Here is a 13740-nt window from a genome sequence, read left to right as displayed (position 1 = left end):
TTTAGAAGAAGTAGTTATACTCTAAACGGTACTCATTGTATGATACATCTGTCTTACCGTTTGTCGGTTTCGCGTCAACCATACCGAGTCTGAATTTTAATTCACTGCTGTGTCCGATGTTCTGACGAACATCCATATGAATAATATTACTATCAGCCTGTACACCTGGTTTACTGTCATCAAAATCCTGCATTGCGTATCTGACCATTACACTGAATCCTGGAAGAATTTTTGCTTTTCCAAAGTCATATCCTGCGCGAAGCATAATAGTTTGAGTGTTTGCATACCAGTTATACTGAGCCATTGCACGAGTAAATCCACCCGTCGGGAATCCACGCCATGGAGCAACGATATCTGCTTTGTCAGCTACTTTTGAGTACCCTAAACGGCCTAAAAATGCACCTTGTTTAAAGTCAATTCTTGCACATAAAAGATTTGAATCCAAAGAGTTCGGATTAGTATAGTTTGTCTGATTCCCTTTTAAGTTTGCCACACCGTAGTTGGCACCCAAAGCATCATACTGCATCATATATCTCACACCAGGGACAACTTTCATTGAACCGACAGGAATAGTATAATGTGCTTCCAATGTAATATTGCTCACAACACCGGGAACTGTTGCATAACCTACACTTGCTTTGAGGTTTTTAACAGACTTGTTTGTCACAGTACCGACTATAAGTTTGTTATCCTGTCCTATTCTTGCAACTGTGAGGTTTTTGTTTATTGCCGAATCATCATTTTGGTTCCATTTATTGTTTGGATCAAATGCGAGAACATCATGTGCAACTGTATGATCTCTTAGTTTTTGTTTTGTAAAATATGCAAGTTTTACCGTAGTTTTTGGTAAATCTTTACTGACAACAGTAAGACCGTCAAAAGTATTTGGTATCATCTTTGTATCATTTGATTTTGTAAACACTGTCTCAAACATTTGACGACCAACTTTAACAGTTGTCTTTTTTGTAGCATCATACTGCAAATATGCCTGACCTAAATCAGTAATACCATAATGCCCGCCAGTTGATAAATTATATCTGCTGAATGTATCTTTACCCGATTTTGCATATTTTGCATCTTGTTTATCCATACGAAAGAAATCTAAGTTTTGTGATGTATACAGGCCAACAGTTCCGCTGAACCCTTTAAACGGAGCAGATTTATAGATTAAACTACCACCGACACCATTGTTTTTGTTATCTTTTTGCTTTCCGCCAGTTGCATAATTTTCTACATCCCAGTCCCAATAGAAAAAGTTTGTTCTGAAACGACCGTAGAACATACCCTCAGTAAAAGCTTCTTTCAAAGAATCAACTGGAGATGGAAGTTTGTTATACTTCACTTGCATGTTCCCTTTTAAAGTAACCTTATCTGTCTTTAACGTTGCCTGTGCTGAAGTAGCCATTAGTAGTAAAGCAGCAGTTCCAGCTGCCAATTTAATCATATTTTTCATTTGTTTCCCTTTTATTTGTTTAAAAAGTGTTATAATAACCTTGTTTGATTATGTTATTGTTAACACATTCAGATACAGGAGGCAGTTGCAGCTGCCTCCTGTTCCTTTAGCAGCCTCTTGACCCCTTAGTCGGACAGCCACAACTGTAATCTAGTATAGTAACATTACCTTTGTTACTCACATCAACCACTTTTTTCTTTTTAATATAATCACGTACAACATCATAAACCGGACGAATTTTGTCAGTTTGCAAGTTGGCGCCTGCTTTTTGCAGGTTCCCACCCCATGATGAGACTATATATGTTTTCTTCAAGTCTATAGGTTTACCTCCAATCTTAAGATTTGATATTCTCTCACCCGCTTTGTTTGAAACGGCGATAGAATAGGTTACACCGCCAAGACGGCTCATGTCACCACCCTGCTGGTATAGAGGGTTTGCATTAAAAACATTATCTGCAATATCTTCTAAAAGTGTTGCAATTTTTTCACCTTTTAACTCAAATGTATACACATCAGGATAGGTAATCCCACACATCTCATATACATTGTCCATTAAAATATTGTCACCGGCAAGCACTGTTGTTCCCCATCTGTACCCTGGAGTAAAAGAGACATCACATTTCATCTCATCCATAATTGCATCATTGATGAGCTGATCAAATGTTGAGAAGAATGTATCACGCTTATAAAGCATTCCTTTTGTTCGGCCTAACACTTCATTAAACTCTTTATCAAAAGGAGCATACAATTCATTGACAAGCTTTACACCCTCCGGATCTGCCGGAATAATATGCGAAGCAATAGGAATCAGTTTGTACTCATATCCGTTCACTTTTCCGTTTTTTGCATCAATATCCAAACGACCTATATATTTTCCGTGACTTCCTGCAATAACGATAACAGTACCGTTAATTACAATAGGTTCCGGTGAAGGGTCATGTGTATGACCGCTTAAAATAAAGTCGATACCTTTAACTTTACGCGCCACTTCCTGATCAACGCTGAATCCATCGTGCGAAAGCACAACAACGCAGTCCACTTTTTTCTCATTTTTCAACTCATCTACATATTCTTGAAGTGTTTCAAGTCTTAAACCAAAACTCCAACCCTCTGTAAACTCTTTTGGGTTCGCAGTAGATGTAAACGGAAAGGATTGTCCGATAATTCCGATTTTTGCCCCACCACGCTCTTCAATAGTATACGGTTCAAAAATCAACTCTTCATACTCATCAGCAAAAGGATCATCACCTATGATATTTTGAGAAATAAATTTCGCATCAAGCATCTCAATCAGCTCTTTGACTCTCTCTTTCCCATAGGTAAATTCCCAGTGCCCTACCATAGTGTCAATTCCAAGATAATTTTGGGCTTTTACAATAGCTTCGCCAGCGGTTTTCAGTGCCACACCAGTTCCCTGCCATGTATCACCGGAATCAAGGAAAAGTACATTCTCTTTTCCGCGTTCTTTTATAATGTGATTTGTCAAAGTTTTAATGTGCGCGATACCGCCCATTTTTCCAAACTTTTTAGCCAATTTGCTAAAGTCTATATATGTGTCGAAATATGCATCAAGAGAACTTGGTTCAAGTCCATAATGCTTTGCAAATGCTTCACCACATAAAAACCCAGGTGTTCCCACAAGGTTTGGAGCAGAGATCAATGTTGAGGGCTCTCTCCAGTACAGTGGTTTTATATGTGCATGTAAATCACATATATGCATCAGTGTAAAATTACCCATTGAATTAAACTGGTATATATCTTTTAAACCAATCTGCTCTATTTTTTGTGAACTTGCAAAGCTGCTTGTAGCTGCAGTCAGTCCAAATATCGCTGCAATGTGCATAAAATCTCTTCTAGAAATTTCCATTAATTAACCTTCTATCTTTTTAAACCAGGGATTGAAATTTCAGCGCCCTTTGCTTTATTTGTTAAATACACTTCAAGTGCTACCATCTGTTTTGAACCGAGCGGTATAACTTTTAAAAGTGCATTTTTCATACATCCCTGAAAACGGCGTTGCAGTGTTCTTAAAGATGATTTTGTCATTCTGTATGCCGGCCATGTTGCCGCAGCTTTTGCACCTTTTGCACCTAAATCCGGAAGCGGCTGTGTTCTTAAAATACGGCCGACTACAGCAGGAGCATGACAAGAGTTACATGAAAGTCCGCGACCGCCGCGTTTTGTCATATATGTCTTTAAACCCAGTGCATAAGCTTCTTTCATCTGCTTGTTTGCTGTTACATCTATGTTTATCTTTTCGCCGTTTGCAATAGATTTCACATATGCCACCATTGCAAACATGTTTCCGCTTTTAAGCTTCAGCGGTTTATGCCCTCCGTCTGCCATCATTGCCTGAATTACCTGGTCAATTCCTACAACCATGTCAAACTTTTTGATATAGCGGGGAAACCCTGCTATATATGCCGGCAGTTCATCTTCGGTCACACCAAGATATTTTGCAAGACCTTCGTCTCCACCCATATAACCTAGTAATTCTTCACCGTCAGCCACCATAATGTCGGCAGGATTGTTCTCTGACATCTCTGCGTACATTGCACGGTCTGCGTCGCTCATTGCAAATTGCTCACCACCATAAGATAATGAAGCAAGCATTGCAACTGATAGAGCTATTTTAATACCTGTTTTCATTTGATTATCCTTTTGGTTTAATCTTTTTGGTTTTTTCGTGCGCTTCGCCAGTATTATCCGTATATTTAACAGTCAGTTTCCCTTTGCCGTTAATTTTCATGTATGTAGTAAATACAGGGTTTACAGATAATGACTCCCAGACTTTCATACTTGTAATTTCTTTTCCGTTATAAATAAACTTTACACTGTTTATATATTTTGCCGGAATAATTTTTTTCGTTTTTTTATCTTTAGCCATACCAGTATGCATTGGGTGCATAACCATAAAACTAACTTTGACTATCTCGCCGTTTTTATATCTTTTTGGCTTGATTTTAATCAGTGACTTTCTTTTTTGCATTTTCAATTCCTCTATTTTATATTTTTCTTGACTTTAAATGTTTGGTTAGAATCAACCACAACCACCAATAGTTACTTTAACACTTTGAGAAGCTGTTAAAAACTCTCCATTGCTCAACTCTACCAAAGCAGTTACTTTTTGCGTACCACCAAGTTTAATACGTGTTGAAAACATTGCTTTGCCGTTAGCAGGAGTCAAATAAACATCAATTGTACGAGCATTTGAATTTTTTCCTGTTAAAATATGAATAGCTTTTACATAGTTACTCTCAGTCATTGGAGAATCAACTGTAACTGTTACAGGAACAACTGCACCGTTTTCCGCAATTTCCGGAACTTTTAATTTTACTTTTTTTGAAGGTTTAGGGGTTTTCCCACCTGTTATCGTGTTTACAGCAGTATTATAATCCATTTTATTTGGACTTATAGGTTTCGAACCACCGGCAAAACTCATCGCTGGCATAACAGCTGATACCGCAGCTACTGTTCCTAGTTTTTTGAAAAAATCTCTTCTTTGCATAGTTTAAATTCCTTATAATTATTTTGGAGCAACAATATATGAAGTAATATCACATATTTCTCTTGGAGTGAATAACTTGGTTGTTAAGTTAATTGTCATATGAGTATCCGGATTGTCAATACGGGCATCAGCTATTTTTTGAAAAACAAACTGGTTGTCTCTTGCACCACTCTCTATAAAGTTTTCTCTATAGTCAGTTAAATCAGGACCTATATTACCAGCACCTTTAGCACCTTCTATATTATGGCAGGCAACACAGTTTCCGTATTGCTTGACTTTTCCGTCTTTCGTTTTTCTAGACAAACCTTTTGGCGGGTTTTTCTTTGCCTTCTTTCCGTTTAAATTATGGAAAATATATGCACCTCTTGCTATTGCATCAGGGTCAGTTGTTACACAACCGGCTGGCATACTATATACTTTTGGTGGTGCTAACAAATCTTTTTCTATCATCTTACTCGCATCCGGATGTGTTATTACTTTGCTATAATCAGTAGCAAATAATGAAACACCCACAAGTAATGACATCATAACAGTTTTCTTCATTCTCGTTCCTCCTATTTGTTTTATGGAGTAAGTGTAACTACTAAATGTAAAATTTATGTAAAATCAGTTTTATTTATATTTAATTTGTCTTTTTTTTAGGAAATGTGTAGATAAACAGACTTCCCTGCTTCGGAAGTGACTCTATTTTAAGTTCTATATTTTCTTTGTCTATGATTGCTTTTACTATATTGAGCCCTATTCCAAAACCGCCTTTGCTGCTGTCTTCTCTGTAATATCGGCTAAATATCTTTTCAACTTTTTCAATGCCTACACCATAGTCTTTAAAACTCAAATGGCATTTTTCATTTTTCCTAAAAAGAGTAATATCAATATTTGAATTTTCATACGAGTATTTTATGGCATTGGATATATTGTTGTCTATGAGACGCTGCAGTTCTTTGTCATTCATATATACCATTCCGCACTCCTGTATTGATGCATTGATCTGAATATTTTTCATTTTGGCAACTTCATTAAAATACTCTATACGTTCTTTTAAAAACTCGGCAAGATCTATATCTTTTTTTTCATGATGCAAGCGTTCATATTTTATAAGATAGTCCATATCATTGTAGATATTAGAAAGTACTTTTGCGGCAGCTTTCATTCTCTGCATATATTTGTTTTGTTCATATTTTCTGTTGTAAAGATCAATATTTACATTAATGATAGAGAGGGGTGTATTTATTTCATGCATGGAGTCTTTTATAAAGTTGTCCAGCTGCTTGTTTATTCTTTGAAAAGGTTTGGCGAAACTGCCTAGAAAAAAGAGACTCAGTATAAAGACAAAGACAACAATGGTAAAAAGGATAATAAACACTTTTTCATAAACCGGTGCAAAGGAGATTTCATTTTTCAGCACAAGATATCTCGCACCGAAATATCTCTCTTTGGGCAAGGTTACAATGAGGTAGGCGTTGTTGCCTTCTAAATAATATCCCTCTTTAAAATAATTGATAGGAGTGTCAATCAAGGTAAAAATCGGATGAAAACCTTCGTCATAAAGACCTGACTGAAATGTTTTAAACCTTGGGTACTCAAAATATTCATCATCCTGGTTAAATTCTTCCATCGCTTTTACCACCAAAAGAGACTTTTCTTTTAAAAAAAGTTCATTTTGAATAGAATGGATGTTTTTCATATAGACGAAATAAAAAAACAGAGGCGTCAGCAGTATGCCGGAAACCAAAAAAGTATAAATAAGCGCATATTTTGCCGAATATTTATTATCTTTCAATAATGTACCCTAAACCGCGTCTGTTTTGTATGACTGCCTGTGGAAGTTTCTTTTTAAGATTGTTGAGCTGAACTCGTATCGTAGCCGGTTCCACATACTCTCCCCATACTTCATCTTGAAACATTTCTGTAGAAACTATAGAGTTTTTATGCTTGATAAGCACTTCAAGCAAATCTTTTTCTGTTTTTCTCAGTACAATCTCTTCATCATCTTTCGTCAGTTTGCTTTTTTTCAAATCATACACCAGACCACAACCGAGTTCTACACTGTTACCGTCATTTTGCAAATGACTTGCAATTGCCTGATCTATACGCAGTTCAAGCTCTTCGAGATCAAACGGCTTGCGGATATAGTCACAGCACCCTCTTTTGTAACCCTCTTTTAAATCATCAACATCCGTCATTGATGTTAGAAATATGGCAGGTGTTGTAATTTCATCTGCACGCAGTTTTTTTAAAAGTTCAAAACCGTTCAAAGAGGGAACATTTACATCCAAAAGAAGCAGATCATAACTTTTATCATAAACAGCATCATATGCTTCAAGTCCATCCGTAATCCCGTCTACTTCATATCCAAGATCACTCAAAAATTCTTCTACGCTGATACGCAAAGAGTATTCATCTTCCAAAAGTAAAATTTTCATTTAATTTTCCCGTCTATTTTTTTTACAATTTTTCTATTAAGCATCATTTGAATCAACTCGTCTTTGGAGTATTGGTCAAACTTTTCATAGGCTTCGTCAAAAAACAGCTGTCTCTCTTCTTTGTCTATTACATCCTGCAGATAGACCATCGATTTGGCACTGTAATCTTTATATATGTTGTTTTGATATTTTTCTTCTTTGACAACATCATACAGTCCGCTTCTTGTAACATTAATTAAAAAAGAGATATCATCTTCCGGATTTCTAAAATAATCCAAATATCTTTTTGGCAGTACAAAGACAAAAGCTCCTATTATTGTACCACTTCCGTCTTTCATATTTTCATAAAAAATATATTTTTCATCTGCATAAACAACACCGTTAAGCTTCAGTTCTTTAAAATCAATATGGTTGAGGGTTTGAATATGTGCATAATTATAGTTTCTGTTTGCCAGAACATAATTGTCAATTGTCAGGTTTTGCATCATCAAAACTGCAGTATCTGTGTGTTTTACATCGAGTAACACATACAAATCAACACCCATGGAGCTAAAAAAGTCTGTTATAGATTTAAAAAAAGAGATGACTTCCACAAAGCCCAAAAAGTTACCGTTTTTATATACAGGCACTGTTGCCTTTATACCCAGACGGCGTCCGATTTCTACAGAGGTACGGGGGTTTGTATGCGTATAGAAATATTGCAGATCCAGTCTGTAGTCACCTATCGGCATACCGGCATAAATGTCATCCCAGCTTCTTGCAAAGATATTCAGCTCTTTTGTAATGACCTGGGCACGTATATGCATACCGGTGTTTTTTTCAATATTCTGTGTAATATCTTCTAAAATTTTATAGCCCAGATCTTCATCATCATTTTCCAGGGCATTGACAAGTGCTTCATTTTTTGAAAGGAGCAGCGCAATTTTCAGATCATCCATTTCATGAGATTTGAGCTGTGAGTCAAGTGTCAGCCGCATTTGATCCATAATATGGTAAATTTTTTCTTCTTTGACTTCATTTTTGTAGTATAAGCTCAGAAGCAATGTGATCAGTATAATACCCCCAAAAAAGATTACTATTTTTTTTAACAAATAAACTCCGCCTCTATTCTTTAGTCCAAATTACTGAAGATGTTTTAAGAACGCTTCCGGTTCTATAAATCCTACAATTGTTTTGGATTTCTCTACATTTAAATCTTTGTCAAAAAAGATCATCACAGGAGGACCAAAAACACCATATGCCTTAGAGAGTGCCTTTTCTTTTGCTCCGTTTGCCGTAACGTCAGCACGAATCAGAACATATTCACTTAATTTTTCTTTTACTCTCGGATCTGCAAAAGTCACCTCTTCAAGTTCTTTACATGCCGTACACCAGTCAGCTGCAAAATCAAGCATTATTTTTTTACCTCTGTTTTTTTCCAACAAAGTATTGAGCTCATCCAATGAGGTTACCTTTGTAAATGTCAACTTTTTCTCATTTGCAGGAAGCACTGTACCTGCTGCCTGTGATTTTAAAAATCCAAGCGGCTGTTTTATACTTGGTGCGCCTGCTAAAACACTCATGAAAAGTGCCAAAGAGTAGAGAAACAAGAGCAAAGACAGACTCCGCTTGAAACTGTGTCCGTCTTTGTCAAAGGCTCCAAAATGAACACTGAATCCTATTCCGACAATTGCATACATCAAAGTAGTAACAGATGACGGCAGTACTTTTTCAAGCATCCAAATAGCAACACCCAACATTAATGCGCCAAAAATTTCATTGACCATAACCATCCACGGACCAGGTTTAGGCATAAACTTACCGGCACTTACACCGACTAAAACAAGTAAAACACCCATTCCTATACTCATACTAAAAAGTGCAGCCCCGCCTAAGAGTGCATCACCCGTTTGTCCTATGTATACCAAAGCACCTGCCAAAGGAGCAGCAACACAGGGACCGACAATAAGTGCTGAGAGAAATCCCATAATGGCTACACCTATAAAACCGTTACGATTTGTATTTGTACTTACTTTGGTTACAAGTGCATCAGGAAGTTTCAATTCATAAAAACCAAACATACTTGCAGCAAGAGCAACAAAGATACCTGCAAAAGAGTAGACAACCCAGGGATTTTGCAATGCTGCTTGCAGATTAGCTCCAAAGACTCCTGCTAAAACACCTGCAATTGTATAGGCAACAGCCATTGCAAGTACATAAACCAAAGAGAGGGCAAAAGCTTTTTTTGTCGTAAGTCCTTCACCCTGAGAAATTATCACACCGGAAATTATAGGAATCATAGGAAATACACAAGGCGTCAAAGAGAGTAACACGCCAAACCCGAAAAAAGTTGCCAAAATAACAAAAAAACTGCTTGATTTTATTGTATCTGCTATAGAGTCAGTCTCTGATTTTTTTTCTGTTTTTGTACCTAACGCATCGTTTGTTGAAGAGAGTTTGTCTGTATCCACTGTGAGTGTAAACTCTTTTGTACTTGGTTCATAACACAAGCCCTGCTCCGAACATCCCTGGTAGGAGATTTTTAATTTTATTGTTTGCATCCCTTTCAGGGAAGCATCTTTTTTCAATGTAACAATAAAATTCGGTGACTTGATATAAACTTTGTCGCCCTGGTGCTCAGATGCAGCAGGCTTTGTGATGCTTTGTATGGACAAACCTTTTGCATCAATCAGTTCAATTTTTAATTTATCAACATACAGATAAATATCTTTGGCAATTTTCACACCTGTTTCTATCTGCATTGTGTCATTGACTTTGGCATAAGGTTTAAATGCCTGGTCCGGCATTAAAAAAGCGCTTGCATGAAGCAAGCCGAGGCTAAAAGTCAAAATTAAAAATATTTTATTCAACAGTTTCATATATCTGTCCTTTTAGGAAAATATTACATTTTTGTATGTATTCTTTGTGTAATTGTATCTCATAAATATAAAATTTGTGTTAATAAAAATATATTATAATTCCATATCAAAGAAAAAGGTTTTTAAAAACATGATAGATTTAGATACTGAAATATGTGTATGCAATTCGCTGACTCTAAAAGATATAGCTGATTGTATAAAAGAGAATAATTTCACAACCCTCCAAGAACTCCTGCAAAACGACATATGCCCTATGGGTGACAAATGTGAATCATGCAGAGATGAAGGATACCATAACGACGGGCTCAACCTCCCGATGGTTTTGGCAATGGTAAAAAGAAAACAAATCTAAATATTATTTTTGTACATCTTTTGGTATGACTATGGTAAAAGTTGTACCAAACATTGAACTTTCCACACTGATACTCCCTCCAAACTGTTTTTCTATAATCATTTTTGACATGTACAGTCCAAGGCCTGTTCCGTTTTTGCCTTTGGTAGAAAAATAGGGTTCAAACAATTTGGACAAGTGTTCTTTTCTTATACCTCCCGCTTTGTCAGTCACATCAATCTGAATCTTCGGACCGCTCTGTTTACATGTAAGCTTTATAATCTTATCTTCTGTTTTTTTATTTTCGTATGCTTCAATGGCATTGTTTAACAGATTCAGTAAAACCTGTATCAGTTCATTTGCATATACATTTGCATGCAACTCAGAATCACATTCTGTTTGGAGTTCAATTTTATTTGACTTGAGTCTTGGCTCAACAAATTTTATTGCTTTTTTTAGCAATCCTCTCATGTCAGTCTCTTGAGGAGCTTTGTTTGGGCGAAAATATGTCTTGAAATCCTCAATCGTATCTGAAAGATACACAACAGAATCACTGATATCTTCCAAAGTCTGCATAATATCCTCTTTGGAAATTTGTTGTCCCATAAGATATTTTAACTGTAAATTTGAGATTTGAAGCGTAATTGTATTTAGAGGCTGGCGCCACTGATGGGCAATCATACTGATCATTTCTCCCATTACAGCCTGTTTTGACTGTGCAGTCAGAATTTCATCTTTTTTTATCAGTTCTTTTGCTTTTTCCTGTACTTTGTGTTTTAAAATTTCATTTGTCTCCTGCAGTTCTTTTGTTTTTTGCTGCACTCTTTGTTCAAGTGCCGCATTAAAGTTTTTCAATTTTCTTTGATAGTAAATCATAATAAAAAAAATGATTGCAACAACCCCTAAAACCATCCATAAAAGAAAGTAATCAACCCTTTCATGATACCGCGTGAGTCTCCAGCTGTTTTTTATTGCTTCTATCTTCTCTTTGGAAAGACTCTTCAAAGCTTTTTGCATAATTGAGTACAGAACCGGTTCATCCTTTTGCACACCGATACTGCCATGCAGCAGCCTCTCTTTTGCCAGGAATCCATTGATCTTCAGCTTTCCGTATCCATATTTGTCAATAAAATAGTCCGCCTGTTCATCTATGGATGCAATAGCATAGGCTCTGCCGTCGAGCACTTTTTTCACCATTGTATTTTTATTCTCTTCCACTTCAATATTTAAATAGGGATACAGATAGTTTAAATAATTTTTAAATGAGTTTTTTTGCACCAGCAACAACTTTCCTTTTAAAAACAGAGGGTTTTCAACAAAGGATTTGTCAAGCCTGCTTAACAATGTGAAATGGGTACTGCTGAAAGGTTTTGTCGGTCTGACAGTAGTAAAATACCTGTTATTCGTTGCCACGACTGCAAGTAGTTTGCACTTTTTTTCTTGCAGTTTTTGGAACAACTCTTCTTCTGAGTGTGATTCTACAGGAATAAACTCAAAACCTGTTTTATTGCCAATCATTGCAAACACATCAGCCATAATACCAATGTGTCTGCCGTCTTTAAATCCGTCAATCGGAAAAAAATCATAATTTACACACAAAGGTATTTTTTTATGCAGCTCTATATATCTTTGTTCCTCATCTGTCAATGCAAGTCCGTTTATCCCGGGCTTTACAATAAAATCATCCAGTGTTTTTCCCGCACCCACATGAAAATCATTTTTAAAAAGCTGCATCTGTTTATGCAGGAAGTTTCTGTCTATGGAACCTATGTCATATATAAAAGGCAATATCAGTTTGTTGATTGTTTCTGCTTCATATTCCAATGTCTCTGTGTCCAGCTGTGGCGCATATTTTTCATGAATGATTTTGGCAATCTCTTTTCTGTGCGAGAGAGCATATTCCCAGCCTTTTATGGAAGCTTTTTTAAAAGCATGCACCCGGTAGGGATGGTTTTTCAGTTCAGCAGCGGAGGTAAAGAGTTCCTCCTGCAAGACAAACAGATTATCATTTGAGGGATCCAGAATATTATATTTTACACCGAGTTTGTCAAGTTTGTGAGGCTGATCGGAAATAAAGGCAGTCATAGCATCGACTTCACCTTTTGCAAACTCATCCACACGGTATGTTTGCGGAACCATTTTAAGATCACTTATCTTTACGCCGTATCCATCCAAATAAGGTTTAAAATTAAGCCTGAAATCATCAACTAGCGAAGACATCACTGTTTTGCCGATCAGATCTTTGGGAGAATGGATAGAAGGCTGTGTAATCAATACAAGTGCGGAACGCTTAAAAAATGACGCCAACAGAATCAGGGGTTTTCCCTGCAGATACTCCAGTAAAATAGAAGAGTTGTAAATACCGTAATTTGCTCTTTGTGAGAGAACCTCATCAACGACATCCATCCCCGTCCTGTACTCTTTGATCTCCACATCCAGACCGGCATCACGGTAAAATCCCTTTTCTTTGGCAGCAATAAATCCCGCAAACTCAAACTGATATTTCCAGTGGAGTTGCAAAGAGACTTTTTCCAAGGCATCTGCAGCATGTCCTCGGTTTGTATCGGCTTCTGTGAAACCACATAAAAAGAAGAGTATCAATAGGAAAAATCTCATTCTCTGCCTTTTAAAAATTTTAAAACTGTTTCAAAACTGCCTTCTATAATTTTTGTAGAACAGGAGAGCATTAGATTAAGCGGATAATCAAAATCTTCTATCACTCTTGCATCCAAATCGTAAAAAGATCCCTCTTTTGCAAATCTTTCATCTTCTGTAAATCTGTCAATATAATTACAGGCAGGACTTAAGTATCCGTATACCTCTTTTTTGAGTCCATAGGCATATCCGCACTCAAAAACAGTTCCGCTGTCAGGCTCTTTCCCGCGAAAAGGATTTAAGTTGGCTATCACTATGTCAGCCTCTTGTATCATTGCAATATTTGCATCAAATATATCCTGTGCAATTTTATGTTTTTGCTGTGAAAAATCAACAATGTTGTCAAGCGGGTAGAGACCTTCATATCCATATTTTTGGCACAATTGCACTAAATTTTTTCCAATTGCAACAGAATCAGGCTCAAAAACATCAGGTCCGGCTATATAGATTTTTTTCATACAATACTCTATTCACTAAATTCAACACTATTGTATCATGTTTTTATACAAGTT

The 13740-nt window shown here is 36.5% G+C and carries 13 protein-coding genes; 1 reads left to right on the top strand and 12 read right to left on the bottom strand.

What is annotated here, in order from left to right:
• Position 1: 1 nt before the first annotated feature.
• From ETP70_RS04985 to dsbD, 10 genes are all read right to left on the bottom strand, one after another.
• Positions 2–1453: an OprD family outer membrane porin gene (locus ETP70_RS04985; RefSeq protein WP_151900147.1), complete on the bottom strand. Its 1452-nt coding sequence runs from the start codon at positions 1451–1453 to the stop codon at positions 2–4.
• 106 nt (positions 1454–1559) lie between these two features.
• Positions 1560–3320, bottom strand: coding sequence for a thiosulfohydrolase SoxB (gene soxB, locus ETP70_RS04980; RefSeq protein WP_151900146.1), 1761 nt, complete (start codon positions 3318–3320; stop codon positions 1560–1562).
• Between the two features lie 11 nt (positions 3321–3331).
• Positions 3332–4102 carry a sulfur oxidation c-type cytochrome SoxA gene (gene soxA / locus ETP70_RS04975; protein WP_151900145.1) on the bottom strand — a complete coding sequence of 257 codons (771 nt, stop codon included), beginning with the start codon at positions 4100–4102 and terminating at the stop codon, positions 3332–3334.
• A gap of 4 nt (positions 4103–4106) precedes the next feature.
• Positions 4107–4442 carry a thiosulfate oxidation carrier complex protein SoxZ gene (soxZ, locus tag ETP70_RS04970; RefSeq protein ID WP_151900144.1) on the bottom strand — a complete coding sequence of 112 codons (336 nt, stop codon included), beginning with the start codon at positions 4440–4442 and terminating at the stop codon, positions 4107–4109.
• 51 nt (positions 4443–4493) lie between these two features.
• Positions 4494–4961 carry a thiosulfate oxidation carrier protein SoxY gene (soxY, locus tag ETP70_RS04965; protein WP_151900143.1) on the bottom strand — a complete coding sequence of 156 codons (468 nt, stop codon included), beginning with the start codon at positions 4959–4961 and terminating at the stop codon, positions 4494–4496.
• A gap of 18 nt (positions 4962–4979) precedes the next feature.
• On the bottom strand, positions 4980–5504 hold the full coding sequence (gene soxX, locus ETP70_RS04960; RefSeq protein WP_151900142.1) for a sulfur oxidation c-type cytochrome SoxX: 525 nt from the start codon (positions 5502–5504) through the stop codon (positions 4980–4982).
• Between the two features lie 79 nt (positions 5505–5583).
• Positions 5584–6741: a sensor histidine kinase gene (locus ETP70_RS04955; protein WP_151900141.1), complete on the bottom strand. Its 1158-nt coding sequence runs from the start codon at positions 6739–6741 to the stop codon at positions 5584–5586.
• The gene (locus ETP70_RS04950) at positions 6731–7384 is read right to left on the bottom strand and encodes a response regulator transcription factor (RefSeq protein WP_151900140.1); all 654 of its coding nucleotides are present in this window, start codon (positions 7382–7384) and stop codon (positions 6731–6733) included. Before ETP70_RS04950 ends, ETP70_RS04955 begins: the two co-directional genes overlap by 11 nt.
• On the bottom strand, positions 7381–8475 hold the full coding sequence (locus tag ETP70_RS04945; protein ID WP_151900139.1) for a cache domain-containing protein: 1095 nt from the start codon (positions 8473–8475) through the stop codon (positions 7381–7383). The genes ETP70_RS04950 and ETP70_RS04945 overlap by 4 nt, the downstream gene beginning before the upstream one ends.
• A 30-nt stretch (positions 8476–8505) precedes the next feature.
• Positions 8506–10242: a protein-disulfide reductase DsbD gene (gene dsbD / locus ETP70_RS04940; RefSeq protein WP_188110055.1), complete on the bottom strand. Its 1737-nt coding sequence runs from the start codon at positions 10240–10242 to the stop codon at positions 8506–8508.
• Positions 10243–10372: 130 nt separating this feature from the next.
• On the opposite strand from dsbD, the gene ETP70_RS04935 reads away from it, so the two are divergent.
• Positions 10373–10594: a (2Fe-2S)-binding protein gene (locus tag ETP70_RS04935; RefSeq protein WP_151900138.1), complete on the top strand. Its 222-nt coding sequence runs from the start codon at positions 10373–10375 to the stop codon at positions 10592–10594.
• 3 nt (positions 10595–10597) lie between these two features.
• Here ETP70_RS04935 and ETP70_RS04930 read toward each other — a convergent pair whose 3' ends face one another.
• Entirely contained in the window at positions 10598–13189 is a 2592-nt protein-coding gene (locus ETP70_RS04930) for an ABC transporter substrate-binding protein (protein ID WP_151900137.1), read from the bottom strand.
• A complete protein-coding gene (locus ETP70_RS04925) occupies positions 13186–13686 on the bottom strand; it encodes a nucleoside 2-deoxyribosyltransferase (RefSeq protein WP_151900136.1) in 501 nt (166 codons plus the stop codon). Before ETP70_RS04925 ends, ETP70_RS04930 begins: the two co-directional genes overlap by 4 nt.
• Between the last annotated feature and the right edge of the window lie 54 nt (positions 13687–13740).

Source organism: Sulfurimonas hydrogeniphila (assembly GCF_009068765.1).
In the GTDB taxonomy this organism is placed as follows: Bacteria; Campylobacterota; Campylobacteria; order Campylobacterales; family Sulfurimonadaceae; genus Sulfurimonas; species Sulfurimonas hydrogeniphila.
This window is presented reverse-complemented; position numbering and strand designations above follow the sequence as displayed.